Source organism: uncultured Microbacterium sp., assembly GCF_963524805.1.
Classification (GTDB): Bacteria; Actinomycetota; Actinomycetes; order Actinomycetales; family Microbacteriaceae; genus Microbacterium.
Genome location: NZ_CAURGG010000002.1, coordinates 164,845 through 191,410, shown reverse-complemented (window position 1 = coordinate 191,410; position 26,566 = coordinate 164,845). Strand labels below are relative to the sequence as shown.

Genomic DNA, 26,566 nt, shown 5'->3' with positions numbered 1-26,566 from the left:
TCAGTACCTCACCCTCGGGTCGATCAGAGCCGCGATCAGGTCGACGAAGAAGTTGGTGAGCGCGACAAGGATGGCGATCAGCGCGACGATGCCCTGCACCGCGACGAAGTCGCGTGCGGCGAGATACTTCGTGAGCTGGAATCCCAGGCCCTGCCACTCGAAGGTCGTCTCGGTCAGCACCGCGCCACCGAGCAGGAGTGCCACCTGCAGGCCGATCACCGTGATGATCGGAATGAGCGCCGGCTTGTAGGCATGCTTGCGCACCAGCCGGTATTCGCTGATTCCCCGCGACCGCGCGGCGTCCACGTAGGGCATGTTGAAGGTTCCGATGACGTTCGTGCGGACCAGGCGCAGGAAGATCCCCGCCGTGGCCAGGCCCAGCACCATCGCGGGCAGGAACGCGTGCGCCAGGACATCCTGCACGTACGCGGGATTGCCCGACGCGATGGCGTCGATCAGATAGATCCCGGTGCCGCCCCCTCTGTTGAGCGCGATCTCGGTCCGGACATCGGCGCGGCCGCTCACGGGGAACCACCCGAGCCACACCGAGAAGACGAGCTTGGCCAGCAGACCGGCGAAGAACACCGGCGTCGCGTAGAAGAGGATCGCACTGACGCGCAGCCCGGCATCCGGAGCGCGATCGCGCAGCGCGGCGGCGACCATCCCCAGGGGAAGGCCCACGACCAGCGCGATGATCAGCGCGTAGATCACCAGTTCGAGCGTGGCGGCGCCGTAGGTGACGATCACATCGGTGACGAGCCGGTTGTCGGTGAGCGTGGTGCCGAAGTTGCCGGTGAAGACCTGTCCCAGGTACTCGATGTACTGCACGATCACCGGCCGGTCGTAGCCGGCCTCATGGATGCGGTCCTGCAGCTGGTCGGCCGGAAGTCGCCCACCGAGCGCCGCGGTGATCGGGTCGCCGGTGAGGCGGATGAGGAAGAAGACGAGGGTGACCAGGATGAGGACCGTCGGGATGATCAGCAGGGCGCGCACGAGCAGGTACCTGCCGAGGGTTCCGCCCGATCTGGGCCTGCGCCGAGCGAGGAATGCCGGCGGCTCGTCGACTGCTGCGACATCGCTGCTCGTCATGGATGGAGCCTATCTCTGGGGATCGGGAGGGCCGACGGGTGAGGCCGCGGATACCGGGGGTGAACAGGGGATGGGGCGGCCCGGCATGCGGACCGCCCCATCGCCGTGATCGCTACTTGGTGAGCGGGGCGAAGCGGAACTTGAACGACGCGTCGAGCACGACGCCGTCGACACCGGTTCCGGCCACGGCCAGCTGGGCGCCCTGAAGGAGCGGCACGGTCGAGAGGTCGTTGGCCACGAGCTCCTGGATCTGCTCGATGTCCGCGGTGCGCGCCGCAGCATCGGGCTCGACAGCCTGAGCGAGGATCAGGTCGTTGACCTCCGGGTTGTCGTAGTGGTTCCCGAGGAAGTTCTCCTTCAGGAAGAACGGCGTCAGGTAGTTGTCGGCGTCGGAGTAGTCCGGGAACCAGCCGAGCTGGTAGGCCGGATACACGTCTGCCGTGCGGTCCTTGGAGTACTGAACCCACTCGGTCGACTTGAGGTCGACGGTGAACAGGCCGCTCTCCTCGAGCTGCGACTTGACCAGGGCGTACTCGTCACCCGACGAGGGGCCGTAGTGGTCGGGGCTGTACTGCAGGCTCAGCGCGACCGGGGTGGTGACGCCGGCCGCCTCGAGAGCGGCGGCGGCCTTGTCGGCATCCGGGCCACCGTTGCCGTCGCCGTAGAGGCCCTTGAGCGCGTCGGTGGCACCGGCGAAGCCCTCGGGAACGTACGAGTACAGCGGGGTGTAGGTGCCCTTGTAGACCTGCTCGGAGATCGCGTCGCGGTCGACCAGGTCGGCGACGGCCTGCCGGACGGCGAGCGCCTTGGCCGGGTCGGCCTCAGGCGTGGTCGCGCCGTAGGGCTGCGTGTCGAAGTTGAAGACGATGTAGCGGATCTCGCCGCCGGGGCCGTCGATGACCTGGACGGCGTCGTTCGTCTTGAGGTCTGCCACGTCGGTCGAGGACAGGCTGCGGTACGCCACGTCGATGTCGCCCTCCTGAACGGCGAGCTTCAGGTTCGAGGACTCGGCGAAGTAGCTCAGGATGACGGCACTGTTGACGGGGGCATCCAGCAGGCCGGCGTAGTTCTCGTTCGGCGTGAACTCGACGGTCTTGTTGAAGTCGTACGAGGTGATCGCGTACGGGCCGCCGAAGGCGTTGGCGTCGACGATGTCGGCGTCGGGCGTGATCGCATCGGCCGAGAACACCTCGTCGTCGACGATCGCACCGGGGAAGCTCGTCAGGATCGACGGGAACACCTGGTCGTTGGCGGTCTTCAGCTTGAAGACGACAGTGGTGTCGTCCGGCGTCTCGACGCTGTCGAGGTTGTAGAGCAGGCTCGACGCGCCGTTCGGGTCGGCGATGGCGATGTTGCGATCGAACGAGAACTTGACGTCCGCCGAGGTCAGGTCGTTGCCGTTCGCCCACTTCAGGCCCGCGGGCAGCGTGACCGTGTACTCGGTGGGCGAGGTGAACTCGGCAGTCTCGGCCAGGTCGGGGACGACCTCGGTGCTGTTGTAGTCCGTGTTGACCAGGTACGGGAAGACCTGGGTCTGGACCGCGAGCGAGCCGTTGTCGTAGGAGCCGGCCGGGTCGAGGGTCGTGACCTTGTCGGTGGTGCCGACGATGATGGGGTCGCCGGAGGCGTCGCTCCCGTCGGTGGAGGATCCGCCGCCGCCACCGGCGCAGCCGGCGAGGAGGAGGGCGGAGGCGCCGAAAGCGCCGAAAGCGAGGCCGAGACGGCCGCGCCCGCTGGAATGCAGTGTCATAGTGCTACCTCTGCTGTGATGGAGTTGGACACGCGAAGGGTGCGTGGCCCTCTCGCTATCTAAGACGCAGAGGTTGCGAACGGCAATCGAGTGAAGGTTTCGTAACGGAACCGAGACTCTCCCGTAACGAAACCGGATGCCGCGTCTATCGCGCCGAGCAGCGCGCAGCCACGGCCGGTGAGGAACATCCCGACCGGTATCGCACGAGCGCTATCACACGGCGCCGACGGGACCAAGGCCCCTTACAGGGGGAGCAGCGGCGCCGAAGAGTGGAGCCGTGGCCGAGCGACGGCCCGCACACGTCAGGAGGAAGACATGAAGGCCGTTCAGTACCGTGAGATCGGCAGAGGCCCCGAGGTCGTCGAGATCGACGTTCCCGAGCCCGGTCCCGGGCAGATCCGTCTGAAGGTCACCGCCGCAGGCCTCTGCCACTCGGACTGGTTCGTCATGGACCTCCCGGCCGAGCAGTACAGCTACGGCCTGCCGCTGACCCTCGGCCACGAGGGGGCGGGTGTCGTCGACAAGCTCGGCGACGGCGTGACCGGCATCGAGATGGGCGGCGCGTACGCGGTGTACGGCCCGTGGGGCTGCGGTCAGTGCCGGGCATGCTCGGAGGGACGCGAGAACTACTGCACGCGCGCGGCCGAGCTCGGCATCGCCCCTCCGGGGCTCGGTGCGCCCGGTGCGATGGCCGAGTACGTGATCATCGACGACGCGCGGCACCTCGTGCCGCTCGGCGAACTCGACCCGGTGCAGACGGTGTCGCTGACGGATGCCGGGCTCACGCCGTACCACGCGATCCGTGCCGCGCAGCCGAAGCTCTTCCCCGGCGCGACCGCCGTGGTGATCGGCGCAGGCGGGCTCGGCCATGTCGGCATCCAGATCCTGCGGGCGATCTCGGCCGTCACGGTGATCGCGGTGGACCAGAGCGAGGAGAAGCTCGCCCTCGCCGAGGAGGTCGGCGCGCATCACGCGCTGCTCTCGGGCCCCGAGACCGCTGATCGGATCCGGGAACTCACCGGAGGGCTGGGCGCCGAGGCGGTGTTCGACTTCGTCGGTGTGCAGCCGACGCTCGACACGGCTCGGGCCGCGGTCGCCGTCGACGGCTTCATCAGCATCGTCGGGATCGGCGGCGGGCTTCTGCCGACCGGGTTCTTCTCCACCCCGTTCGGAGTCTCCGTGCGGGCACCCTACTGGGGCAGCCGCAGCGAGCTGCGCGAGGTGCTCGATCTCGCCCGGGCCGGCGCGATCACGGTGCACACCGAGGTCTACGGCATCGACGATGCGGCCACCGCGTACGAGAAGCTGCACTCCGGGACGGTGCGCGGACGCGCGGTGATCGTGCCGTAGCTGCTGCGGCGGTTGGGGTCCGCCGGCTCAGGCCTGGGCGGCCCACCAAGCGCGCAGTCGCGCCTCGGCCTCCGCCTCATCGAGCAGACCCTCGTCCAGACGCAGATCCAGCAGGTACCGGTAGGCCCTGCCGACGTCGGGACCCGGACGGATGCCGAGCACTTGCTGGATGCGATTGCCGTCCAGCGCCGGGCGCATCGCTCCGAGCTCCTCGGCGACCGCGAGCTCGTCGATGCGGCGCTCGATGTCGTCATAGGCGCCGGCGAGCCGCGCGGCCTTGCGCTTGTTGCGCGTGGTCACATCGGCACGGGTGAGGATGTGCAGGCGGGCCAGCTCAGGGCCGGCATCCCGGACATATCGCCGGACGGCGGAGTCGGTCCATGCCCCCTCGGCGTAGCCGAAGAAGCGCAGGTGCAGCTCGATCAGCTGGGTGACGCTGGCGATCGTGTCGGAATCGAACCGCAGCGCCTGCAATCGCTTGCGCGCCAGGCGGGCGCCCTTGGTGTCGTGGTGGTGGAAGGTCACACCGCCGCCCGGCTCCAGCTTCCGCGTCGCGGGCTTGCCGATATCGTGCAGCAGCGCCGCCAGGCGCAGCGGAACATCAGCTGCGCCTCCCGGATCGCGCACCTGTTCGAGCTCGATCGCCTGGCGCAACACGGTGAGCGAATGCTCGTAGACGTCCTTGTGGTGGTGGTGCTCGTCGACCTCGAGGCGCAGTGCGGGCACCTCGGGGAGGAACAGGTCCATCAGACCCGTCTCGACGAGCAGACGGATGCCGCGCACCGGGTCATCGGTCTGCAGCAGGCGCACGAGCTCGCCCTGGATGCGCTCCGGACTCACGATGGAAAGCGTCTCGCGCAACTCGGCCATCGCCTCGACGGTCGCCGGGTCGACGCCGAACCCGAGCTGTGCCGCGAAGCGGGCGGCTCGCAGCATGCGCAGCGGATCGTCGCCGAAGCTGACGCGCGGGTCTGTCGGCGTCCGCAGCCGCTCGGCGAGCAGGTCTTCCACGCCGCCGGTCGGGTCGACGAGCGTGCGCGCCGGGACGCGCAGCGCCATCGCGTTCACGGTGAAATCGCGGCGGGCGAGGTCGCCCTCGAGCGTGTCGCCGAATTCGACGGTCGGTTTGCGGGTCAGCCCGTCATAGCTGTCGGCGCGGTACGTGGTGATCTCGACCTGTTCGGCGGCGCCCGTGCGGGGGTCGCGGATGCGCGCGCCGATCGTGCCGAACTCGCGCCCGACGTCCCACTGCGCGGTGCTGATGGGCCGCACGATCCGAAGGATCGCATCGGCGTGCGCATCGGTGGTGAAGTCGAGGTCGTTGATCGCCCTGCCCAGCAGCGCGTCGCGCACCGGACCGCCCACGATCGACAGCTCATGCCCCGCCTCGGCGAACGCGGCCGCCAGCGTCACGACGATCGGCGACTCGGCCAGGTCGCCGAGGCGTGCGACACCGTCGGCCATGTTGAGCATGGGTTCGAGCCTACCGAGCGGCCATCGGCGCTCCGCCGGGAGCGGTCACCCGAAGCGCAGGAATCCGGTGAACAGCAGCTCGCGCACCGCCGGAAGCAGTTCGGCCCGCAGCTCAGCCGGGTCGACCTCCAGCAGCGAGGCGATCGCATCGATCAGCGCGCCCACCGGCAGGTCCCCGTCGGACGCACCGACCAGCGCCGCGAGACCCGGGTCGGCGGGCACGGTGCGCGCGAAGCCGCCGCCCTGCCGCAGCTCGATCACGCTCGGCGACTCGATGCCGGGCAGGTGGTGACGCGCCTCGGTGACGTCCGCGCCGACGACGAGGACGGATGCCGCCAGCCCGGCGTCGTCGAGCGCCGCGAGGCGATCGTGCGCAGCGAGCGCGTCGGCGTAGTGGGCGCCCAGTGCCGTTCCCGGATCCAGCGACTGGGGCACGCGCTCATATCGCGCAAGGGTCGGCGCCCCCGCCGCGGGGCGGCGCAGCAGCACGTACCCGAAGCCGATGCCGGTCACGCCGCGCGCGGCGAAGTCTTCGAGCCAGGCGTCGATCAGCTGCGCGAATTCGGGTGATCCGGGCAGCGTGCCGCCGTCGCGGATCCACAGCTCCGCGTACGAGAGCGGGTCCAGGCGCTCCCGCTCGACGATCCATGCGTCCAGGGGAATATCGGAAGCAGCGACCCACTGCCGCACTCGGTCCAGCCCGCTCCGGGCTCCCCGGTCCTCCCAGTTGCCCAGCAGCTGCGCGACCCCGCCCGGTGCGAGATGCGCGCCGACTCCCGAGACGACCGCGGCCACCAGGTCGTCGCCCTGCAGCCCGCCGTCGCGGTACTCGTAGGCCGGCACGCCTTTCACCCGGGGTGTGATCACGAAGGGCGGATTGGACACGATGCGGTCGAAGCGCTCGCCGCCGACGGGCTCGAACAGCGACCCTCGGCGCACCTCGATGCCGTCGACCCCGTTCAGCAGTGCGTTGAGCTGCGTGAACCCCAGGGCGCGGTCCGACACATCGGTCGCGACGACCGCCGCGACGTCGCGGCGCGCCCGCAGTGATTGGATGCCGCACCCCGCGCCGATGTCGAGCCCTCGCGCGACCGGGGTCGGAAGCTGCAGGCCGGCGAGAGTGAGCGATGCACCGCCCACACCGAGGACGTGGTCATCGGGCAGCGCCCCTCCGAGGGCGGCCTCATCGAGGTCGCTCGCGATCCACCACTGCCCGGAGCCGCGATCGTCGGTGAACGACTGCGGCCGGATGATCGCCTGCGGCGTCACGGTCTCCTCGTCCACGGCGGCCAGGCCGAGCCGCCCCAACCCGTCCACGCCGGTGCGCGGCAACGCCTCGCCGACCGCGGCACCGGGCTGCGGCATCCCCAGCACGAAGAGGCGTCCGAGGACGGCGAGGGCGTCGGTGCGCTCGCCGAGGGCCCGGAGAGCCGGCGAGCGCAGCCCGCGCGCGGTCGCGGTGTCGGCGGTCTCGCCCCATGCCGCGCGCAGCGCCTCGGAGAAGAAGCCCGCCGCGCCGAGGTCGGCGGCGAGCGCGCGGCACAGCGCGGGCTCAGGGGCGAGGTCGGGTCTGGGCGGCACGGATCCATTCAACCCCGCCGCGGGCCGAGGCGACGCCGCACACCGCGGATACGGGGTGCTCGGAGGGTCGGACCGTAGAATCGCAGCAGATCGTGCGGTCATGAATCGCACAGGAGCGAAATCCCACATGACCGTCACCTCCCCGCCATCGGGTACGCCCGTGCCTCAACGAGCAGCTGCCCGCCGCGGTCTGCGCGCGCGGCTGGGCGCCGCTGTGCCGGCGGTCGCCCTGCTCGCCGCGATCGCGGTCGGCGCCCCGCTCGCAGCGCTGCCTGCGCGTGCGGCCTCGGCGCCGGAGCCGACCCCGAGCCCTACGGCCGGTGTCCTCACCGGGGAGACGACCTTCACGCTCTCGCCGATCGCGAACGGCACCGTGCGACCCGGTGAGGGCCTCGCCGTCTCGGTGAGCCTGCGCAACGGCACCGGAACACCCACGCAGCCGATCACCGTCACCCTCGGTCTGGGCGACAGCGCGCTGCGCGATCGCGCGGCCCTCCGGCGGTGGCTCGGCGGCGACACCGACGGCACCTCTCTGGCCACCGTCGGGTCCGCGACCATCGCCGCGGTCGCCTCCGGCACCGAGGAGACCAGCGGCATCGTCGTCGCCCCGGCCGACCCCGTGCTCGCGGGTCGCGCGCCCGGCGTCTACCCGCTCTCCGCCGTCTATGACGCGGGCGAGGGCCCTGTCCGATCGACGAGCGTCATGATCGTTCCTGCCGAGACCGAGGGCCAGGTCGGGATCGGCGTCGTGGTGCCTGTCACGGTGGGTGAGACCGCGGATGGACTGCTGACCGCGACCGAGCTCGCCGAGCTCACCGGGCCCTCGGGCTCGCTCACCGACCAGCTCGACGCGGTCGAGGGGACGGCGGCCATCCTGGCCGTCGATCCTGCGATCCCCGCGGCCATCCGCGTCCTGGGCACGGCGGCACCGAGCACGGCCACCGAGTGGCTCGCGCGACTCGAGGCGCTTGCGAACTCGCGATTCGCCCTGCAGTTCGGTGACGCCGATGTCGCCGCGCAGCTGCAGGCGGGGCTGTCGCGCCCCCTGCGGCCGCTCTCCCTGCAGGCCTACATGGACCCGCTGAACTTCGCCCCGGTCAGCAGCCCCGCGCCCTCGCCCAGCCCGACCGCCGCACCGGACGGCCCGGTCTATCCCACCCTCGCCGAGCTGACCGACATCGGCGCCGCCCGCGCCGGCGTCTACTGGCCGGGCACCGGAACAGCCACACCCTCCGTCGTTCAGACCCTCGGGGGTGTGACGGTGGCGGAGCGGGAATCTCTGACGCTGATCCCCTCCACCGCGACGCGAACGGGCGCGGACGGCTCCACCGTGCCCGCCCGTGCCGTCGCCGGAGACGCGGAGCTGCTCGTGTACGACAGCGACATCTCCCGCGAGCTGCACGACGCATCGGTCGAAGAGCAGGCCACGCTGAGGGGCGCACCGTTGACCGCCGCAGCGGCGTACCTCTCGTTCGCGGTGACCGAAACCGGCGGAGAGCCGGTGGTGGTGACCCTCGACCGCGGACTGGACCGGTCGCGCGTGGCGCTGCGCACCGCGATCACCTCGGCCGCCCAGGCGCCGGGCGTCACACCGCTCACCCTGGGAGGCGTGTCCGCCCGGATCCCGACGACCCTCGAGATCGCGGATGCCGCTGCCGATGAGGCACGCGTGAGCGCGGCATCCCTTCTTGTCTCCGAGGAGTCCCAGCTCAGTCGATTCGCCACGATCCTCGATGACGTGTCGCTGCTGACGGGTCCTGAGCGCGCCGAGATCCTGCAGCTGCTGGGTCTCGCGTGGCTGCCCGATCCCGACGCCTGGCAGGCCTCGGTCGACCTGCACCGCGCAGGAACCGCTACCACGCTGGACAGCGTCGGCATCCTGCCGCCGAGTCCCATCAATCTCTTCAGCGCCGGCGCACCGATTCCGATCTGGGTGCGCAACGACCTGCCGTACCCCGTCAACGTCGTGCTGTTCGCGACCCCCGACGACCTGCGGCTGGATGTCACGCAGGCCAACGAGGTCACCGCCGGACCGCGGAGCAACACGCGCGTGCAGGTGCCCGTCCAGGCTCGCGTCGGCAACGGCGAGGTGTCGGTGCAGCTTCAACTGCGCAGCCGCACCCTCGAGCCGATCGGCGCGCCGCAGGTGGTCGATGTCAACGTCCGTGCGGACTGGGAGGGCATCGGCATCGTCGTGCTGTCGGTCCTGGTCGGCGGCTTCCTCCTGCTCGGCATCATCCGCACCGTGCTGCGCTTGCGCTCGCGCCGAGCACGGCGGGCCCAGACGCGCGCGGATGCCGCCTCAGAGGGCGGCGACTCGGTGGATGCCGCTCCGCACGCGGCCGACATGGATGCCGCTCCGCACGCCGCCGACGATCGCGAGGGCACCGAGTGAGCGGCATCGGCCGGGCGAGCGTGCTGATCGGCGCAGGCACGATCGTCTCCCGGCTGTCCGGGTTCCTCCGCGCGGTCGTGCTCGTGTCGGCGGTCGGCGCGACCACCGGCGCCGGCAACGCGTTCGCGATCGCCAACCAGCTGCCGAACAACATCTACGCGATCATCTCCACCGGCCTGCTGACCGCGGTCATCGTCCCCCAGATCGTCAAGGCCGCGAGCCACGACGACGGCGGCCGCGCCTTCGTCTCCAAGCTCTTCACTCTCGGCACCGTCGTGCTGCTGGCCGTCACGGCGCTCGCCACCCTCGCCGCGCCGTGGCTCGTCCAGCTGTACGCCCCCGGATTCCCGCCCGAGCAGCAGGCACTCGCGACCGCGTTCGCCTACTGGTGCCTGCCGCAGATCCTCTTCTACGGTCTGTACGCGCTCGTCGGCGAGGCGCTGAACGCCCGCCGGGTCTACGGCCCGTTCACGTGGGCGCCGATCGTGAACAACGTCGTCTCGATCGCGGGATTCCTGGTCTTCATCCTGCTGTTCGGGTCCGACGTCGCGCTCGACGCGTGGACTCCGGTGATGATCGCGCTCCTCGCGGGCACGGCGACTCTCGGGATCGTCGTCCAGGCAGTGATCCTGCTGAGCTTCTGGCGGCGCACGGGTCTGCACGTCCGGCCGGACTTCCACTGGCGCGGTGTGGGCCTGAACCAGCTCGGGCGCCTGGCCGGATGGACGTTCCTGATGGTCGTCGCGGGCCAGCTCGCCGGACTCGTGCAATCACGCGTGCTCTCGGATGCCGCGGAGGACTATCCCGGCGTCCTGGTGTCGCAGAACGCCTGGCTGCTGTTCATGCTCCCGTACTCGATCATCGTCCTGTCGATCGGGACCCCGTACTTCACCCAGCTCAGCGAGCACGCCGCGGCGGGCCGTGACGACGACGTGCGCGGCGACGTCGGGCGCAGCATCCGCACTCTCGGCGTGTTCATCGTGATCGCCACGGCGGCCCTCGCCGCCGCCTCGGTTCCGGCATCCCGCATCTTCACCGACAACCGCAGCGAGGCAGTCGCCGCGGCCGGCGTACTGCTGTGCTTCCTCGTCAGCCTGGTGCCGTTGGCGGTTCTCTTCGTGATTCAGCGCACGTTCTACGCCTACAACGACACTCGTACGCCCTTTTTCTTCACGCTCCTGCAGTGCACGCTCGTCGTTGTCACAGCGCTGGTTGCATCGACCCTCCCGGTCCAGTACCTCGCCGCGGGAATCGCCCTCGGGCAGTCGGTCGCGAGCATCGTCCAGGTGATCGTCGCCACCGCGCTGCTGCAGCGCCGGCTCGGGGGGTTGCGGGTCGGATCCTGGCTGCTCTCGCTCGGGCGGTTCGCACTGGCCGCGATTCCGGCCGCCGCGGCCGGCTGGATCACCTTTCAGCTCCTCGGCGGAGTGGACGGGTGGACCGTGTCGGACAAGCTCCTGGGTGCGGTGGGCGCGGCGATCATCGGCACGGTGTCCCTCGTGGTCTACGCCGGATTCCTCGCTCTGCTGCGCGCCCCCGAACTGACGCCCGCTCTCGCGCTGGCCCGGCGCCTTCTGCCCGGCGGTCGCTGACTCCCGGCAACCTGCCACGTGGGCGGAATGCCCCGCGGTTACGATGTGTTGAAGCATCCGGAGCTACGAAAGAGGGGGCGCACGTGCGTCAGGTCATCATCATCGGATCGGGTCCGGCAGGCTTTACGGCGGCGATCTACGCGGCGCGCGCGAATCTGGAACCCCTCGTGGTCGCCAGTTCGGTCGAGGTCGGCGGCGAGCTGATGAACACCACCGACGTCGAGAACTTCCCGGGCTTAGAGGACGGCATCCAGGGTCCCGAGCTCATGGACAAGATGCAGAAGCAGGCGGAGCGCTTCGGCGCCGAGATCCTGTACGACGACGTCGTCGAGCTCGACCTCGAAGGCCCCGTCAAGACGGTGAAGCTCGGCAGCGGAGCGGTGCACGAGGGCTCGTCGGTGATCTTCGCGACCGGGTCCGCCTACCGCAAGCTCGGCCTCCCCGGCGAAGAGCGCCTCTCGGGCCGCGGCGTGTCCTGGTGCGCGACGTGCGACGGCTTCTTCTTCCGGGAGCGCACGATCGCCGTCGTGGGTGGAGGCGACTCCGCGATGGAGGAGGCCACCTTCCTCACGCGCTTCGCGTCGAAGGTCTACGTCATCCATCGCAAGGACTCCCTGCGCGCATCGAAAATCATGCAGGAGCGCGCGTTCGCGAACGAGAAGATCGAGTTCGTCTGGAACACCGAGGTGGTCGACATCCTGGGCGAGGATGCCGTCTCCGGCGTGCTGCTGCGCTCCACGACCGACGGATCGACCCGCGAGCTGCCCCTCGACGGCCTGTTCGTCGCGATCGGCAACGACCCGCGCACGCACCTCGTCCACGGCAAGCTCGAGCTCACCCCCGAAGGCACGATCTGGGTCGACGGCCGCTCGTCGCGCACGTCGGTCGCCGGCGTCTTCGCCGCCGGCGACGTGATCGACCCCACCTACCGCCAGGCCGTGACCGCTGCGGGCAGTGGAACGGTCGCCTCGCTGGATGCCGAGCACTTCCTTGCGGCTCTGGAACAGGCCGCCGGCGACGCACAGGTCGCCGAGGACATCGAGGTCGCCACCGAGACGCCCGACCCGGCGACCGATGAGCCCGAAACCGGAGCGGCTGCCGCCTGAGAGTCCCCCGAGCGCCCGGAACAATCCGGGTGCGGTCGATGTTGTGACCGATAACGACTTCCCACAAAAGGAGAAATGAAATGACCGCCAAGGCGACGACATCCGCGACCTGGGAGCAGGACGTGCTGCAGGCCGAAGGCCCCGTGCTCGTGGACTTCTGGGCCGCCTGGTGCGGACCCTGTCGCATGGTCGCGCCGGTTCTGGACGAGATCCAGGCGGACAACCCCGACAAGATCACCGTCCTGAAGCTGAACGTCGACGAGAACCCCGATCTCGCGATGAAGTACCAGATCACGTCGATCCCCGCGATGAAGGTCTTCAACAAGGGTCAGGTCGAGACCACGATCATCGGCGCGAAGCCGAAGTACGCGATCGAGCAGGACCTCGCGGCTTACCTCGCATAGATCCCCGCACGCGAAACCCCGGTGATATTTCCCATATCACCGGGGTTTTCTGCTGTATGCGCGTTTCGGCATCCATCGACATCCCGAAAATCTTCATCCAGACTGTCGATCTGTGGTCGCGTCGTTCGACGTACAGGGTGAGGTCGGCAGACAGCCGCTGACGAGCTGAGGCTCGACGATCGAGAAGGAGTTCCCATGCGTTACATGCTGATCATGCAGGTCGAGCCCGAAGCGGCCGCACGCGCCGCCGAGCAGATGGACCTGGCCGAGATGTTCGCCGTGATGGGCGCGTACAACGACGAGCTCATCAAGGCCGGCGTCTTCCTGTCCGCGGAAGGGCTCTCCGACGCAAGTGAGGGGTTCCGTGTCGACTTCTCGTCCACGCCGCCCGTCATCACAGACGGTCCGTATGCCGAAGCGCACGAGATCTTCAACGGCTACTGGATCCTCGAAGTGGCGAGCCGCGAGGAGGCGGAGCACTGGGCTCGCAAGTGCCCGCTCGGTCCCGGCGCGAACCTGGAAGTGCGACGGATCAACGAGCTCGCGGACTTCGACGTGCCCGGGGCCTCGGACTGGCTGCAGAAGGAGCAGGAGTGGCGCGCCGCTCAGGCGTGACGTCAGCCCGCGTCCGCCCGCACCGCCGCGTCCCAGCGGCGGTGCGGGCTCTCGTCGCCGATGAGGCGCCACACCGCCTTCGTCAGCGGCGGGTAGTCCAGTGCGATCTGGCGCAGCACGCGGTAGTGGCGGGCGGCATTGGGCCGCGCACCGCCATTGGCGGCGATGTTCTCGGCGCGGAGGATGAAGACGACGAGCTCGTCGACGGTCGGCAGGTCCTCCATGAACTCCCAGGGATCCTCGCCCGCCTGCAGGCGCTCGTGCACCAGCACCGAGAGCTCATCGGCCGCCTCGGCTCTCAGAAGCTCAAGACTGGCGCGGCGCTGGGGGGCCTCGTCGTGCATCGCCATGAATCCAGCGTACGTGGCTCGCAGATGACCGGGGCCCTGCGCGCGCCTACCCTGACACCATGAGCGAAACGACCTCGACGAGGGCCGTCGAAGCCGTGTGGCGCGGTGAGTCGGGGCGCATCGTCGCGGCGCTGACCCGCCACACCGGTGATTTCGGATGGGCGGAGGATCTGGCCCAGGACGCGCTGCTCGAAGCACTGTCCGGGTGGCCCCGGACCGGCATCCCCGACAATCCGGGTGCCTGGCTGCTGGCGGTGGCCAAGCGCCGGGCGATCGACGGGTGGCGCAGGCGTGAGCGGCTCACGGCACGCGAATCCCTCATGGCCGACGATCTGAGGGCCTTCCAGGAGTGGGATGCCGTGCCGGAGCTCGGCGACCCCGATCGCATCGATGACGACGTGCTGCGACTGGTGTTCATCGCATGTCATCCCGTCCTCAGCGCACAGGCGCGCCTGGCGCTGACCCTGCGCACCGTTGCCGGTCTGACGACCGAGCAGATCGCGCGCATGCTCCTGATGACGGTGCCGGCGGTGCAGCAGCGGATCGTGCGCGCGAAGCGCACCTTGGCCGAAGCCGATGTGCCGTTCGAAGTGCCCGGTCGGGAGGAACGGCCGGCGCGTCTCGCGAGCGTGCTGCAGGTGATCTACCTTCTCTTCACGGAGGGGTATGCCGCAGGCGATGGCGAGCATCCGATCAGACCGGATGTCGCGCGGGAGGCGGTGCGGCTGGCGAGGCAGCTCGCGGCCCTGATGCCGCGCGAGCCGGAGGTGTACGCGCTGATCGCCGTGATGGAGTTCCAGTCCTCGCGGTTCGCATCCCGCGTCGACTCCGCGGGGCTGCCGATCACGCTCGCAGACCAGGACCGGCGGCGGTGGGACCGGTCCGCGATCTCCCGCGGCAGCGCCGCCTTGGCTACCGCCCGCTCGTTCGACCGCGGACTGGGCTACTACGGGCTGCAGGCGTCGGTGGCGCAGTGCCACGCCCTCGCTCCGGCCGCTGGTGACACCGACTGGCCGCGCATTGTGCGCCTCTACGACGCGCTCGAGAGCCTCAGCCCGTCGCCGGTGGTCCGCCTGAACCGTGCAGTCGCCGTGTCGATGGTCGAGGGGCCGGAGGTGGCGCTGCGGCAGGTGGATGAACTGGCGGCGGAGCTGGACGAGTTCCGCCCGCTGCACGCCGTGCGGGGCGAGCTGCTCGCGCAGCTGGGACGAGGGGATGCCGCAGCCCACGCGCTGCTGGCCGCCGCCGACCTGCCGGGGAACGGCGCGGAGGCAACGGTGCTGCGACGCCGGGCGAGCGAGGTGCGCGAGAGCGCTCAGAGCGAGCTGTAGCCCGACTCCCCGATCTCATCGAGGATGCGGTTGAGGTCCTGAATGCTGGCGAAATCTATGCTGATCTGGCCTTTACGTGCACTGAGCGAGATCTTCACGCGCGTGTTCAGGCGGTCGCCGAGCCGTTCCGCCACCTCGTCGAGGTGCGCGCGGCGCGCACCGGCCTGCGGCTTCGAGGTGCGCGGGCGGCCGGCATCCGGACTTTTCGACGCCGCTTCCGCCGCCCGGACCGAGAGGTCTTCGTTCACGATCTTGTCGGCCAGCCGCTGCATCGCATCCGGGTCCTCGAGCGAGAGGATCGCCCGTGCGTGGCCCGCGGTCAGGACGCCGGCCGCCACCCGCTGCTGAACGGGCAGCGGCAGCTTGAGCAGGCGGATCGTGTTGCTGATCTGCGGGCGGGAGCGTCCGATGCGCGTCGCGAGCTCCTCCTGCGTGATGCCGAAATCCGAGAGCAGCTGCTGATACGCCGAGGCCTCCTCGAGCGGGTTGAGCTCGGAGCGATGGAGGTTCTCGAGCAGGGCGTCGCGCAGCAGATGTTCGTCCGCGGTGTCTCGGATGACGGCCGGGATCGACTCGAGGCCGGCTTCGCGCGCCGCCCGCGTGCGCCGCTCGCCCATGATGAGCTCATACGTGCCGTCGCCGACATCGCGCACGACGACCGGCTGCAGGACGCCGAATTCGCGAACGCTGTGGACGAGCTCGGCCAGGTCGTCGGCATCGAAGTGCGTGCGCGGCTGGCGCGGGTTGGGCACGATCGCATGCGGATCGATCTGCGCCAACCGGGCACCGGGCACCTCGATCAATTCCTCGGATTCCTCCGCGGGAGCCCCCGGGAAGAACACGTCGACCGGACGCGCCTCGGAGTTCGTCGTCTCGCTCGTGGGGATCAGAGCGCCGATCCCCCGTCCCAGGCCGGTGCGTTTGGCCATCAAGAGCCCCCTTCTTCGGCGGGCGCGCTGGCATTCCCGTGTTGTGTCGCTGCGTGCGATGCCTCGGCATCCACTTTTTCGCGGGTGATGATCTCCACGGCTGCCTCGCGATACGCCACAGCGCCGGCCGAGTGCCCGTCGTACGCGATAACCGTCTGACCGAAGCTCGGCGCCTCGGAGACGCGCACGGAGCGCGGAATCACCGTCTTGAGCACCTCCTGCGGAAAGTGCTGGCGCACCTCTTCGGCGACCTGCTGGGCGAGGCGGGTCCTGCCGTCGTACATGGTGAGCAGGATCGTCGACAGACGCAGGCGCGGATTCAGGTGCTTCTGGATCATGCGCACGGTGCCCAGCAGCTGGCTGAGGCCTTCGAGGGCGTAGTACTCGCACTGGATGGGGATCAGCAGCTCGTTCGCGGCAGCGAAGGCGTTGATCGTCAGCAGGCCGAGCGAGGGCGGGCAGTCGATGATGACGAAGTCGAGACGCTCATCGAGATGTGCGAGGTACTCGTCGAGCGCGGTGCGCAGGCGATGCTCGCGAGCGACCTGGGACACGAGCTCGATCTCCGCCCCCGCCAGGTGGATCGTACTGGGCGCGCACAGCAGGTTCGGCGACTCGGGACTGGTCTGCACGATGTCGGCGATCGGGAAATCGTCGATCAGCACGTCGTAGATGCTTGGAATATCCGCCGTGTGCGGCACGCCGAGCGCAGTAGACGCGTTTCCCTGCGGATCAAGGTCGATGACGAGGACTCGAGCGCCGACGGAGGCGAGGGATGCCGCGATGTTGACGGTCGTCGTGGTCTTGCCCACGCCGCCCTTTTGGTTCGAAACCGTGATCACGCGCGTCCGGCCGCTCAGCTGGATGTCGACGGTCTCGAGGACGCGGCGACGGGCCGTCAGATCGGCCAGTTCGCGGGCGATCGGGCTGTCATCGAGCGAAAAGGACGCCGTGGGTTCGGTGTTCTCGGGTTGTTTCACGTGAAACAGCCTCCCTGTAGCGCACCGACGGACATCGCTTCCCACTCTAGTCGCGGCCGCAGGCACGCCCCACCGCGGTGGTCGAGCAGAACCGCCAGGCCCGTATCGAGACCTACGCGAACCTGCGGACAACCGGATCTCGATTCGCTCGCAAGCTCGCTACTCGATCACCGACCATGTTCACGTGAAACACCCGGTGGTCGAGTAGGGCCGCCAGGCCCGTATCGAGACCTGCGTGAACCGGGGGACAACGGATCTCGATACGCTCGCAAGCTCGCTACTCGATCGCCGACGCTGGTGCACGCTGTTGCACGTGAAACACCCGTCCGGTGGTCGACTAGGGCCGCCAGGCCCGTATCGAGGCCCGCGTGGACCTGCGCACAACGGGATCTCGATACGCTCGCAAGCTCGCTACTCGATCACCGACGCCGGTGCCGACGTTTCACGTGAAACACCAGCACGGTGGTCGAGTAGGGCCGCCAGGCCCGTATCGAGACCCGGCGCCCGTCTGCGCAGCGCGGATCTCGATAAGTTCGCGAGCTCGCTACTGGATCACCGACGCCCGGTGCACGACGTTTCACGTGAAACAGCTCATCGGTGGGCGAGTAGGGCCGCCAGGCCCGTATCGGGACCTACGTGAACCTACGGACCACGGGATCTCGATGCGCTCGCAAGCTCGCTACTCGATCACCGACGCCGGGTGCACGACGTTTCACGTGAAACACCTATCCGGTGGTCGAGTAGGGCCGCCAGGCCCATATCGAGACCCACGTGAACCTGAGGACCACGGGATCTCGATATGCTCGCAAGCTCGCTACTCGATCACCGATCATGTTTCACGTGAAACACCAGCACGGTGGTCGAGTAGGGCCGCCAGGCCCGTATCGAGACCCGCGTGAACCTGCAGACAACGGGATCTCGATACGCTCGCAAGCTCGCTACTCGATCACCGACGATGTTTCACGTGAAACAGCCGGCCGGCCCGCATCGCGACCCGGCTCATACCTGCGGCGCTTCCTGCACAGCCGGGGCCAACAGCCCCGCGATCCACATGGCGCCCGGCAACCCAAAGCGTGGGCGCGGCCTTGGGCACCGTTGGGCCATGCCCTTCATGTACATCCTCGAATGCAGCGACCGGTCACTCTACGTCGGCAGCACCTGGGACCTCGACCGTCGCCTCGCCCAGAACCTCGAAGGCGAGGGTGCGGAATACACACGGAAACGTCTTCCCGTGCGCCTCATCTACTCCGAGTACTACTCGCGGATCGAGAATGCGTTTCTGCGCGAGAAGCAGGTGCAGCGGTGGAGTCGATCAAAGAGGCTTGCGCTCGTGAAAGGAGAGCTGGAGAAGCTCCCCGGTCTCAGTCGCAAACCGAAACGAGCCAGCGACTGACGGCGAACGAGCAGCGAGCCTATGAGCGTATTGAGATCCGGGTGGGGATCGCGAGCGGGTCTCGATACGGGCCTAACGGCCCTACTCGACCACCAGTCAGCGAACCGTCGCTCGCACCACGCGCGTCGGCTCGTCGAGCAGATCCGCACCGAGCACCTCGAGGCGCACATCGCTCAGGCGGTATTTCCGCACCACCTTCTCCGCGCTCTCGATCTCGCCGGCCGCACTGGCGCCCTTGAGGAGGATCAACTCGCCTCCGTCGCGGACGAGCGGCGCCGTCAGCGGAATCAGCGTACGCAGCGCACTGACGGCGCGTGCGGTGGCAGCATCCAATGTCGGTCCCCGCCGCCAGTCCTCCGCCCTTGCCCGCACGATCTCGACGTTGTCCAAACCGAGCTCGCCCACCTGCTCTCTCAGCCAGGCGACGCGCCGTTCCATCGGCTCGATGAGCACCCACTCCACGTCCGGGCGCGCAATCGCGAGCACCAGACCCGGCAATCCGGCGCCCGACCCGACATCACCGACCCGACCGGAGAACAACGGCGCGACGACAGCGCTGTTCAGAACGTGCCGGCTCCAGAGACGAGGAGGCTCAAGCGGACCGATCAGTCCCCGTTCTTCGCCGTGCTGAGCCAGTGCGTCGGTGAACTGACGAGCCAGATCGATTCTCGAACCGAAGATCTGGGTAGCGACCGCCGGCTCGGACTCGACGTCACTCACGGGAAGCCTGCGCCGAAGCAGTCCGTTTCACGTGAAACATCAGCCGCGGCTGATGACGGTGTGCCTGTCCGCGCCCTCACCATAGGACTCGGAGGTGAAGCCCCGCTCGGCCACGATGTCGTGCACCAGCTTGCGTTCGTAGCTGGACATCGCCGGAAGGGAAGCCTGCGTCGCGCCCTCCTCGAGCCGAGCGATCGCGCGATCGACCAGAGTCTCCAGCTCACGCTGGCGGGTGTCCCGTGATCCGCCGATGTCGAGGATCAGACGCGAGAAGCGGCCCGTCCGGTTCTGCACAGCGATGCGGGTCAGCTCCTGCAGCGCCTGCACGGTCTCGGGGTCTGCCAGCAGGGCCAAGGAACCGGGCTCATCCGACTCGAGCGACACATAAGCGCGCCCGGACTTCACGTCCAGGGCCAGGTCGCCGTCGATGTCGGCGATGTCCATGAGCTCCTCGAGGAAGTCCGCGGCGATGTCGCCCTCCTGCTCGAGCTGCTCGACGGTGGCCGTCGCGCGCTCCGCCGGAGCGGCCTCGACGGGGGACAGGTCAGGTGTAGTCATCGGTTCCTCGACTGAATGGGATGAAAGGCGAACGAATCAGGATGCCGCGCCGGCGGCACCGGCGGCGGGATCAGCCGAGCCGCTCGACTTGGCACCGCCGTCGCCGGGCTTCTGGCCCTGCTTCTTGGCACGCTGCTTGCCCACCGGCTGCTGCCGCTTGGGGGCCGCGGCGCGGGCGCGCTCGGCCTCTTCATAGAGACGCTGCTGCTCTGCCTCGTACTTCTCGATCGGGATGATCTTGCCGGAGGAGTCGATGGCCTTGCCTTTACGGGCGAGGCGCTCTTCGCGCATCTTCGCCGCTTCAGACCCGGGGGTCGGCATGTTCCGGATGACCAGGAACTGCTGAACCATGGTCCAGACGTTGCTCGTGAACCAGTAGATGACCACGCCGAGCGGGAAGAACACACCGGAGAAGACGAAGGCGAAGGGCAGGACGTAGAGCATGATCTTCTGCATCTGGTACGCCTGGCCGGTCTTGGCCTCGGGAGAGAGGTTCTTCGAGATGATCTGCAGCTGAGTGAAGAACTGAGAGACGATCATCAGGACGACGAGCACCAGGAGGATGCCGACCGTCACCTGCCAACCGGCGGCCTGGGCTTCCCAGGCGCCGACGAGAGTGTCGTGCAGCGACGCCACACCGAACAGCTTCGCGTTGTAGAACTCGGTCATGAGCTCGTTGTTCAGCGCACCCACACCCGTGTGGTTCGGGTCGGTCTTGATGGTCTGCACACCGTTCAGCACGCTGAAGAGCGCGAAGAACACCGGCATCTGGACGAGCAGCGGCAGACAGGAAGATGCCGGGTTCGTCCCGTGCTTCTTGTACATCGCCATCGTCTCGCGACTCATCGCCTCACGCGAGAGCTGATCCTTCTTGCCCTTGTACTTCTCTTGGATTTTCCGCAGTTCAGGGGCAATTTCCATCATCTTGCGCTGGCTCTTGATCTGCTTGACGAAGAGCGGAATGAGCGCGGAGCGGACCACCAGGACAAGGCCGACGATCGCGAGGACCCACGTGATGCCGGCCGCGGCGGGCAGACCCATCGCGGTGAACAGCCAGTGCCACGACACCAGCACGAGCTCGACCGCCCATTTGAGCGGCCAGAGGATGATTCCGATCAGATCCGGCACGGATCAGTCCTTTCTGAGGGGGACAGGTACGACGAAGCCCCGCGGGGTGAGCTCGTACCGGAAGTTCTTGTGCAGAGGAACGTCATCGACGCCGCCCTCTGCCCAGGGGTGGCACCGCGCGATCCGAGCCGCCGCGAGCGCAGCGCCCTTGAGGGCGCCGTGCTGCTGCACCGCTCCGACCGCGTAGGCCGAACACGAGGGGTAGTACTTGCAGACATCCCCATACGCATGGGAGATGGTCGCACGGTAACCATGGAGCAAGCTCAACACGGTATTGCGGGGCAGGAGCGGAATCGAGCGAACTGCCGAGGCGGATTCGAAGTGTCCCTCACCGACCGAGGCCATCGGCAGGGTGGCGGAACTCACGGCTTCCTCCGGCTGAGACAGCGGACGACCTCGGTGCGAAGCTCGGCATAGCCTGCCTCCGCCCCGTTCGGCAGGACGCGGATCACGACATCGGATCCGGCCGGCACGGAGGGAAGAGCCTCGGCGCACACGGCCTTCAGACGGCGGCGAACGGTGTTGCGTACGACAGCGGAGCCGACCTGCTTGTTCACGATGAAGCCGAAGCGCGCAGCGCGGTCTTCACCGGACGATGACGTGTAGGTCACCGTGTGCGCGCCCGCGCACCGGCGACCCCGGCGGACGACGGCCTTGTAATCCGCTCCGCGGGTGAGTCGGTTCGGCCTCGCGAGCACTGCTGCGGGGTCAGGCGGAGAGCTCGGTGCGCCCCTTGGCGCGACGAGCGGAGAGGATGCCGCGGCCGGCGCGGGTGCGCATGCGGGCACGGAAGCCGTGCTTCTTGGCGCGGCGGCGGTTGTTGGGCTGGTACGTGCGCTTGGTCATGAGATCACTTCCGGATCAGGTGTCTCCGGAACGCTCAGACCGGGGACGTGGGAACGGGACTGCCGTCAAGGCATAAGTCAACCGACTAAGGTTACGTTCCCCGGGCCGAGAACTCAAACCGGGCACCGTCGCCAGAGCATTATGGCGAGAGATTCCCAGACTCCTGGCAATGACACGCGGTGCGGTTCTACAGTGGAGTTTGCTCCCGTGGCGCCCGCTGACTAGCGTGGCTCGGGCAGTTATCCACAGGCTCGACGTGACGATCTCCGTCGAAAGCCCTGTGCTGCGTCAATTCTGCCGGGGGGGCCATGTCATCGCACGAGATACCAGATGTTCCCGTCTGGTCGGCGGTGCTCGACGAGCTGGCGCGCGATGACCGCGTGACGCCTCAATTGCAGGGGTTCCTGAGTCTCGCGGTTCCCCAGGGTGTCATGGGCGGAACGCTGTATCTGGATGTACCGAACGATCTGACCGCGGCGCAGATCAACAAGCGGATGCGCACGCCCATCATGGAGGCGCTCACGCGTGTGGATCAGGAGCAGCACCATGATCCTTCCGCAACGGCGTTCCGCGTCGTCGTGAACCCGGAGCTTGCCGACAGCAGGCTGACGGCTCCGATCGCCGTTCAGTCGAGTGCGGCCTCCGCCTCCCCACGCCCGCCGATGGAGGAGACGATCGATGCCACATCCGCCGCTTCCCGCAGCGATACGCGTCTGAACCCGAAGTACACGTTCGACAACTTCGTCATCGGCCAGTCCAACCGGTTCGCTCATGCGGCCGCGGTGGCGGTTGCCGAGGCGCCGGCCAAGGCCTACAACCCCCTGTTCATCTACGGCGACTCGGGCCTGGGCAAAACGCACCTCCTGCATGCGATCGGCGATTACGCACTCAGCCTCTACGCGGGCATCCGCGTCCGCTACGTCTCGAGTGAAGAGTTCACGAACGACTTCATCAACTCGATCGCCAACAACCGCGGTTCGGCCTTCCAGGCGCGCTACCGCGACGTGGACATCCTGCTCATCGATGACATCCAGTTCCTGCAGGGTCGCGCCGAGACGCAGGAGGCGTTCTTCCACACCTTCAACACGCTGCACGATCATGACAAGCAGGTCGTGATCACCAGCGATGTGCCGCCCAAACACCTCACCGGTTTCGAAGATCGCATGCGCAGCCGCTTCGAGTGGGGCCTGATCACCGATGTTCAGGCCCCCGACCTCGAAACGCGCATCGCGATCCTGCGCAAGAAGGCGCAGAGCGAGCGTCTGCACATTCCAGACGAAGTTCTCGAGTACATCGCGACCGTGGTCTCCTCGAACATCCGCGAACTCGAGGGCGCACTGATACGAGTCTCGGCCTTCGCCAGCCTCAACCGCTCGACGCTCGACATGTCCCTCGCACAGACGGTGCTGCGCGACATCGTCGACCAGGACGACGCCAACGTCATCTCGCCGACCGACATCATCACCGCGACCGCTGCCTACTTCAAGCTCACGGTCGACGACCTCTACGGCTCGAGCCGCTCGCAGGCGGTCGCGACCGCCCGTCAGATCGCGATGTACCTGTGCCGCGAGCGCACGAGTCTGTCGTTGCCCAAGATCGGTCAGCTCTTCGGCAATCGCGACCACACGACGGTGATGTACGCCTACAAGAAGATCAGCGACCTCATGAAGGAGCGCCGGTCCATCTACAACCAGGTATCTGAGATCACTGCGCAGCTCGGCCGCAACTCGCGCTGACGCGAGGCACACCTCGACCCTGATCACCCGGTTCTTCACATTGTGGAAAACCTGTGGATAACTTCGTCTGCCTGAGGAAACTCGGTCGTTCTGGGCCGACGTCCTGTGGATGACGGATGCCGAGCACGAGCGACCGCGTGGGCGCGCCACGCCACGCTCCTCAGCCGTTCCACAACTCACACGGTTGTAGTTCCGCTGTCTCCGCAACGATCGCGGGAGTTATCCACAGTTCCCACAGGCGTTAAGAAGATGACAGAGAAAGAGTTAATGAGAACCAGGTCGATCACCTTGACGACGAGCGCGTCGCCCGGCGGCCTTCTTGAAGGCCCCGGCATCCAGGGCACTAGCATGGGAGAGCCCAACAGGATGTCGAGGGAGCACCAGTGAAGTTCCACGTCAATCGCGATGTGTTCAGCGAGGCCGTGTCGTTCGTCGTCAAGCTCCTTCCGCAGCGCAACCCGCAGCCGATCCTTGCCGGCGTGCTGATCGAGGCCTCCGAAGCCGGTCTCTCGCTCGCCGCGTTCGACTACGAGGCATCTGCCCGCACGACGATCGAGGCGACGGTCGACGATCCCGGCACGATCCTCGTGCACGGCCGCCTCCTCTCCGAGATCGCGAGCCGTCTTCCCAATGCGCCGATCCAGGTCGAGGTCGACGACGATGGCGGCATCGTCCTGACCTGTGGTTCGGCGCGGTTCACCCTGGCTTCCATGCCGGTGCAGGAATACCCCGCCATCCCGGAGGTGTCGGGGGACACCGGTCTCGTGCCGGCGGAGGATTTCGCGACGGCGATCGCACAGGTGGCCTTCGCGGCGTCCCGCGATGACGTGACGCCCGTTCTGACCGGCGTGCAGCTCGAAGTGTCCGGAACCACGCTCAGCCTCGTGGCCACAGACCGGTACCGCGTCGCGCTCCGCGAGATCCCGTGGGACGGCGGCCGCTCCGCCTCCGACGAGCCGACGACGGCGCTCGTTCCTGCTCGTACCCTGACCGAGGTCGGCAAGACCTTCGCCCACGGCGGCGACATCTCCATCGCCTTCTCGGGCTCGGGTGACCGCGAGATCATCGCCTTCACAGCCGGCAACAAGACGGTGACCTCGCTGCTGATCAAGGGCAACTTCCCGCCGGTCCGCCGGCTGTTCCCCGAGCAGACCGAGCACCACGCGGTGCTGAACACCGCCGAGCTGCAGGAAGCGGTGCGGCGCGTGTCGCTCGTGCTGGACCGTTCGGCGCCGCTGCGGTTCACCTTCACGACCGACAGTGTGTCGATGGACGCGTCGGGCACCGAGCAGGCGCGGGCGACGGAGTCGGTCGACTCGAACCTGGTCGGCGACGATGTGACACTGGGACTGAACCCTCAGTATCTGCTCGAGTCCCTCAGCGCGGTCAAGAGCGAGTTCGTCCGGATCACCTTCACCTCGAGCGACAACGCCAACAAGCTCAGCCCGGTGCTGATCACGCCCCAGACCTCGGTCGACAAGGGCAACGCCGAGTCTTTCAAGTACCTCCTGCAGCCCAACCTCCTGCTGCGTTGAGGCGGTAGCCGCGGGGGCGGTCCGCCGTAGGGTGGCACAGTGATCGTTGAGCACCTGAGTCTCGTGGACTTCCGCAATTACGCGGTGGCCGACGTGAGTCTGGTCGGCGGGCCGAACGTCTTGGTCGGCCGCAATGGTCAAGGCAAGACGAATCTGGCCGAAGCGATCGCGTACCTCGCGACGCTGGGCTCGCACCGGGTGTCCACCGACGCTCCGATGGTGCGCGACGGGGCGGATGCCGCCATCATCCGCGCCCGGCTGGTCCACGGCGAGCGTGCCGTGCTGCTGGAAGTGCAGCTGAATCGCCAGGGAGCGAACAAGGCACGGGTCAACGGAGCGGCAGTCAAGACGGGCGAGCTGCCGCGCTATGCGAACGTCGTCCTGTTCGCTCCCGAAGATCTGCAGATCGTGCGCGGTGATCCCTCCGCGCGGCGCCGATTCATGGATCAGCTCCTCGTACAGCGGGCGCCGCGGTTCGCGGGAATCATCTCGGACTACGAACGAGTCCTCAAACAGCGCACCGCTCTGCTCAAGTCGGCGAAGGCCCGCGGCATCCGTGGTGAGCAGCTCTCGACCCTGGATGTGTGGGACGACAAGCTCGTCGCCCTCGGCACTGAGCTCATCGACGCGCGCCTTCGGCTGGCCGCCGATCTGACGACCCCGGTCGCCTCGGCATATTCCGCGATCGCCGGTGCCGATCACCGGCCGCAGCTCGACTGGGCGCTGTCCGTTCGCGGTGCCGACCCTGAGGACGGGGCGGATGCGGTGGCCGACGGATCGACCGGGACCATCGCGGAGCAGTTCCGCCACGCGCTGGCTCTGCGGCGTGCCGCGGAGCTCGACCGGGGTCTCACGCTGGTCGGCCCGCATCGAGACGACCTCGTGCTGAGGGTCCGCGGCCTCCCGGTCAAGGGATACGCGTCTCATGGCGAGTCCTGGTCGATCGCCCTCTCGCTGCGGCTCGCGTCAGCCGAGCTTCTCCGCGCAGAGTCCCGCCTGGGAGACCCGGTCCTGATCCTGGACGATGTCTTCGCCGAGCTCGATGCGGATCGGCGCAGCCGGCTGGCCGGCCTGACGGTCGCCTACGAACAGGCGATCGTCACGGCCGCCGTCGAGGAGGACGTGCCCGCCGGGCTGCGCGCGCACGTCGTGCGCGTGGACGCCGGGCGGATCGTTCCGGAGAGCGACGCGGGGGCGACGGATGCCGGAACCTGAGTCCCACGAGGAGCCCGTGCCCGAGACGGTCGCCACGTACCTGAGGCTGCGCGGGCTGGAGCCGTCGGCGCGGACCTACCGGAAGCGCCGTCGGCGGGGTCCGGACGACGAGAACGCCCCGTTCACTCCCGGTCGCGACCCGAAGGGAGTCGCGGATGTCCTCTCCGACCTCACCCGCAGCGCGGGTTGGGACTCGCAGCTCGCGCGGGAGGATGTGGTCCGCACATGGGCCGAAGTCGCCGGGGAGAACACCGCGCAGCACACGCACCCGGTGGCCTTCACGGAAGGCACGCTCACGGTCCAAGCCGACTCGACCGCCTGGGCGAAACAGCTCCAGCTGATGCGCTCGCAGATCCTCTCCGAGATCGTCCGCCGGTTCCCCGAAGCGGGGGTGGACGGCATCCGCTTCATCGGGCCGGACGTCCCCTCCTGGAAATGGGGTCCCAGAACGACTCCAGGGCGTGGTCCGCGCGATACCTACGGCTGAGAT

Annotated in this window: 25 protein-coding genes; 12 read left to right on the top strand and 13 right to left on the bottom strand. The window is 68.2% G+C overall.

Translation table 11 applies throughout. The features are described from left to right. Together RWQ91_RS05265 and RWQ91_RS05260 are read right to left on the bottom strand one after the other, a co-directional pair. The gene (locus RWQ91_RS05265) at window positions 1-1,089 is read right to left on the bottom strand and encodes an ABC transporter permease (protein WP_314503230.1); all 1,089 of its coding nucleotides are present in this window, start codon (window positions 1,087-1,089) and stop codon (window positions 1-3) included. A gap of 112 nt (window positions 1,090-1,201) precedes the next feature. Beyond that, entirely contained in the window at window positions 1,202-2,839 is a 1,638-nt protein-coding gene (locus RWQ91_RS05260) for an ABC transporter substrate-binding protein (protein WP_314503227.1), read from the bottom strand. Window positions 2,840-3,154: 315 nt separating this feature from the next. Between RWQ91_RS05260 and RWQ91_RS05255 the strand changes: the two genes are divergently transcribed. Continuing rightward, window positions 3,155-4,189 (top strand): NAD(P)-dependent alcohol dehydrogenase, encoded by a 1,035-nt coding sequence (locus tag RWQ91_RS05255; RefSeq protein WP_314503224.1) that lies wholly within the window; start codon window positions 3,155-3,157, stop codon window positions 4,187-4,189. A gap of 27 nt (window positions 4,190-4,216) precedes the next feature. Here RWQ91_RS05255 and RWQ91_RS05250 read toward each other — a convergent pair whose 3' ends face one another. Both RWQ91_RS05250 and RWQ91_RS05245 read right to left on the bottom strand, forming a co-directional pair. Next, window positions 4,217-5,662 carry a CCA tRNA nucleotidyltransferase gene (locus tag RWQ91_RS05250; RefSeq protein ID WP_314503222.1) on the bottom strand — a complete coding sequence of 482 codons (1,446 nt, stop codon included), beginning with the start codon at window positions 5,660-5,662 and terminating at the stop codon, window positions 4,217-4,219. 45 nt (window positions 5,663-5,707) lie between these two features. Continuing rightward, the gene (locus RWQ91_RS05245) at window positions 5,708-7,243 is read right to left on the bottom strand and encodes a methyltransferase (RefSeq protein WP_314503220.1); all 1,536 of its coding nucleotides are present in this window, start codon (window positions 7,241-7,243) and stop codon (window positions 5,708-5,710) included. 160 nt (window positions 7,244-7,403) lie between these two features. Between RWQ91_RS05245 and RWQ91_RS05240 the strand changes: the two genes are divergently transcribed. From RWQ91_RS05240 to RWQ91_RS05220, 5 genes are all read left to right on the top strand, one after another. Beyond that, window positions 7,404-9,638 carry a DUF6049 family protein gene (locus tag RWQ91_RS05240; RefSeq protein ID WP_314503217.1) on the top strand — a complete coding sequence of 745 codons (2,235 nt, stop codon included), beginning with the start codon at window positions 7,404-7,406 and terminating at the stop codon, window positions 9,636-9,638. Beyond that, window positions 9,635-11,230: a murein biosynthesis integral membrane protein MurJ gene (gene murJ, locus RWQ91_RS05235; RefSeq protein ID WP_314503215.1), complete on the top strand. Its 1,596-nt coding sequence runs from the start codon at window positions 9,635-9,637 to the stop codon at window positions 11,228-11,230. Before RWQ91_RS05240 ends, murJ begins: the two co-directional genes overlap by 4 nt. Window positions 11,231-11,313: 83 nt before the next feature. Next, window positions 11,314-12,336: a thioredoxin-disulfide reductase gene (gene trxB, locus RWQ91_RS05230; RefSeq protein WP_314503213.1), complete on the top strand. Its 1,023-nt coding sequence runs from the start codon at window positions 11,314-11,316 to the stop codon at window positions 12,334-12,336. A 50-nt stretch (window positions 12,337-12,386) separates the two neighbouring features. Then, entirely contained in the window at window positions 12,387-12,740 is a 354-nt protein-coding gene (trxA, locus tag RWQ91_RS05225) for a thioredoxin (RefSeq protein ID WP_399546063.1), read from the top strand. A 195-nt stretch (window positions 12,741-12,935) separates the two neighbouring features. After that, on the top strand, window positions 12,936-13,355 hold the full coding sequence (locus RWQ91_RS05220) for a YciI family protein (protein WP_314503210.1): 420 nt from the start codon (window positions 12,936-12,938) through the stop codon (window positions 13,353-13,355). Between the two features lie 2 nt (window positions 13,356-13,357). Here the strand turns inward: RWQ91_RS05220 and RWQ91_RS05215 are convergent, their stop codons facing one another. After that, window positions 13,358-13,705 carry a tryptophan synthase subunit alpha gene (locus tag RWQ91_RS05215; protein WP_314503208.1) on the bottom strand — a complete coding sequence of 116 codons (348 nt, stop codon included), beginning with the start codon at window positions 13,703-13,705 and terminating at the stop codon, window positions 13,358-13,360. A 59-nt stretch (window positions 13,706-13,764) separates the two neighbouring features. On the opposite strand from RWQ91_RS05215, the gene RWQ91_RS05210 reads away from it, so the two are divergent. Then, window positions 13,765-15,036: an RNA polymerase sigma factor gene (locus RWQ91_RS05210; protein WP_314503206.1), complete on the top strand. Its 1,272-nt coding sequence runs from the start codon at window positions 13,765-13,767 to the stop codon at window positions 15,034-15,036. On the opposite strand, the gene RWQ91_RS05205 is transcribed toward RWQ91_RS05210, so the two are convergent. Together RWQ91_RS05205 and RWQ91_RS05200 are read right to left on the bottom strand one after the other, a co-directional pair. Beyond that, the gene (locus RWQ91_RS05205; RefSeq protein ID WP_314503203.1) at window positions 15,021-15,965 is read right to left on the bottom strand and encodes a ParB/RepB/Spo0J family partition protein; all 945 of its coding nucleotides are present in this window, start codon (window positions 15,963-15,965) and stop codon (window positions 15,021-15,023) included. The genes RWQ91_RS05210 and RWQ91_RS05205 overlap by 16 nt on opposite strands. Further along, window positions 15,965-16,954 (bottom strand): AAA family ATPase, encoded by a 990-nt coding sequence (locus RWQ91_RS05200; RefSeq protein WP_399546061.1) that lies wholly within the window; start codon window positions 16,952-16,954, stop codon window positions 15,965-15,967. Before RWQ91_RS05200 ends, RWQ91_RS05205 begins: the two co-directional genes overlap by 1 nt. A 1,093-nt stretch (window positions 16,955-18,047) precedes the next feature. Between RWQ91_RS05200 and RWQ91_RS05195 the strand changes: the two genes are divergently transcribed. Then, window positions 18,048-18,338: a GIY-YIG nuclease family protein gene (locus RWQ91_RS05195; protein WP_314503199.1), complete on the top strand. Its 291-nt coding sequence runs from the start codon at window positions 18,048-18,050 to the stop codon at window positions 18,336-18,338. Window positions 18,339-18,434: 96 nt separating this feature from the next. Here RWQ91_RS05195 and rsmG read toward each other — a convergent pair whose 3' ends face one another. Genes rsmG through rpmH form a run of 6 tightly spaced genes read right to left on the bottom strand, consistent with a single transcriptional unit; the run spans window position 18,435 to window position 21,590 of the window. After that, a complete protein-coding gene (gene rsmG / locus RWQ91_RS05190) occupies window positions 18,435-19,058 on the bottom strand; it encodes a 16S rRNA (guanine(527)-N(7))-methyltransferase RsmG (protein WP_314503197.1) in 624 nt (207 codons plus the stop codon). Window positions 19,059-19,097: 39 nt separating this feature from the next. Continuing rightward, window positions 19,098-19,616 (bottom strand): R3H domain-containing nucleic acid-binding protein, encoded by a 519-nt coding sequence (locus tag RWQ91_RS05185; RefSeq protein ID WP_314503196.1) that lies wholly within the window; start codon window positions 19,614-19,616, stop codon window positions 19,098-19,100. Window positions 19,617-19,652: 36 nt separating this feature from the next. Beyond that, window positions 19,653-20,744: a membrane protein insertase YidC gene (yidC, locus tag RWQ91_RS05180; RefSeq protein ID WP_314503194.1), complete on the bottom strand. Its 1,092-nt coding sequence runs from the start codon at window positions 20,742-20,744 to the stop codon at window positions 19,653-19,655. 3 nt (window positions 20,745-20,747) lie between these two features. After that, a complete protein-coding gene (yidD, locus tag RWQ91_RS05175; protein ID WP_314504327.1) occupies window positions 20,748-21,089 on the bottom strand; it encodes a membrane protein insertion efficiency factor YidD in 342 nt (113 codons plus the stop codon). A gap of 17 nt (window positions 21,090-21,106) precedes the next feature. Further along, a complete protein-coding gene (rnpA, locus tag RWQ91_RS05170) occupies window positions 21,107-21,442 on the bottom strand; it encodes a ribonuclease P protein component (RefSeq protein WP_314503192.1) in 336 nt (111 codons plus the stop codon). 10 nt (window positions 21,443-21,452) lie between these two features. Beyond that, the gene (gene rpmH / locus RWQ91_RS05165; RefSeq protein WP_314503190.1) at window positions 21,453-21,590 is read right to left on the bottom strand and encodes a 50S ribosomal protein L34; all 138 of its coding nucleotides are present in this window, start codon (window positions 21,588-21,590) and stop codon (window positions 21,453-21,455) included. 308 nt (window positions 21,591-21,898) lie between these two features. Between rpmH and dnaA the strand changes: the two genes are divergently transcribed. The 4 genes from dnaA (at window position 21,899) to RWQ91_RS05145 (ending at window position 26,563) form a co-directional block, all read left to right on the top strand. After that, window positions 21,899-23,326, top strand: coding sequence for a chromosomal replication initiator protein DnaA (gene dnaA, locus RWQ91_RS05160; protein ID WP_314503188.1), 1,428 nt, complete (start codon window positions 21,899-21,901; stop codon window positions 23,324-23,326). Window positions 23,327-23,709: 383 nt separating this feature from the next. Continuing rightward, entirely contained in the window at window positions 23,710-24,861 is a 1,152-nt protein-coding gene (dnaN, locus tag RWQ91_RS05155; protein WP_314503186.1) for a DNA polymerase III subunit beta, read from the top strand. A 39-nt stretch (window positions 24,862-24,900) separates the two neighbouring features. Further along, window positions 24,901-26,076: a DNA replication/repair protein RecF gene (recF, locus tag RWQ91_RS05150; RefSeq protein WP_314503185.1), complete on the top strand. Its 1,176-nt coding sequence runs from the start codon at window positions 24,901-24,903 to the stop codon at window positions 26,074-26,076. Then, a complete protein-coding gene (locus RWQ91_RS05145) occupies window positions 26,063-26,563 on the top strand; it encodes a DciA family protein (protein WP_314503183.1) in 501 nt (166 codons plus the stop codon). The genes recF and RWQ91_RS05145 overlap by 14 nt, the downstream gene beginning before the upstream one ends. The last annotated feature ends 3 nt before the right edge of the window (window positions 26,564-26,566 follow it).

Excerpts from the sequence above, each read along its gene's own strand:
- RWQ91_RS05265 (WP_314503230.1), bottom strand. The coding sequence starts at position 1,089 with ATGACGAGCAGCGATGTCGCAGCAGTCGACGAGCCGCCGGCATTCCTC.
- RWQ91_RS05260 (WP_314503227.1), bottom strand. The coding sequence starts at position 2,839 with ATGACACTGCATTCCAGCGGGCGCGGCCGTCTCGGCCTCGCTTTCGGC.
- RWQ91_RS05255 (WP_314503224.1), top strand. The coding sequence starts at position 3,155 with ATGAAGGCCGTTCAGTACCGTGAGATCGGCAGAGGCCCCGAGGTCGTC.
- RWQ91_RS05250 (WP_314503222.1), bottom strand. The coding sequence starts at position 5,662 with ATGCTCAACATGGCCGACGGTGTCGCACGCCTCGGCGACCTGGCCGAG.
- RWQ91_RS05220 (WP_314503210.1), top strand. The coding sequence starts at position 12,936 with ATGCGTTACATGCTGATCATGCAGGTCGAGCCCGAAGCGGCCGCACGC.
- RWQ91_RS05215 (WP_314503208.1), bottom strand. The coding sequence starts at position 13,705 with ATGGCGATGCACGACGAGGCCCCCCAGCGCCGCGCCAGTCTTGAGCTT.
- RWQ91_RS05210 (WP_314503206.1), top strand. The coding sequence starts at position 13,765 with ATGAGCGAAACGACCTCGACGAGGGCCGTCGAAGCCGTGTGGCGCGGT.
- RWQ91_RS05205 (WP_314503203.1), bottom strand. The coding sequence starts at position 15,965 with ATGGCCAAACGCACCGGCCTGGGACGGGGGATCGGCGCTCTGATCCCC.
- RWQ91_RS05195 (WP_314503199.1), top strand. The coding sequence starts at position 18,048 with ATGCCCTTCATGTACATCCTCGAATGCAGCGACCGGTCACTCTACGTC.
- RWQ91_RS05185 (WP_314503196.1), bottom strand. The coding sequence starts at position 19,616 with ATGACTACACCTGACCTGTCCCCCGTCGAGGCCGCTCCGGCGGAGCGC.
- yidD (WP_314504327.1), bottom strand. The coding sequence starts at position 21,089 with ATGGCCTCGGTCGGTGAGGGACACTTCGAATCCGCCTCGGCAGTTCGC.
- rpmH (WP_314503190.1), bottom strand. The coding sequence starts at position 21,590 with ATGACCAAGCGCACGTACCAGCCCAACAACCGCCGCCGCGCCAAGAAG.
- dnaA (WP_314503188.1), top strand. The coding sequence starts at position 21,899 with ATGTCATCGCACGAGATACCAGATGTTCCCGTCTGGTCGGCGGTGCTC.
- RWQ91_RS05145 (WP_314503183.1), top strand. The coding sequence starts at position 26,063 with ATGCCGGAACCTGAGTCCCACGAGGAGCCCGTGCCCGAGACGGTCGCC.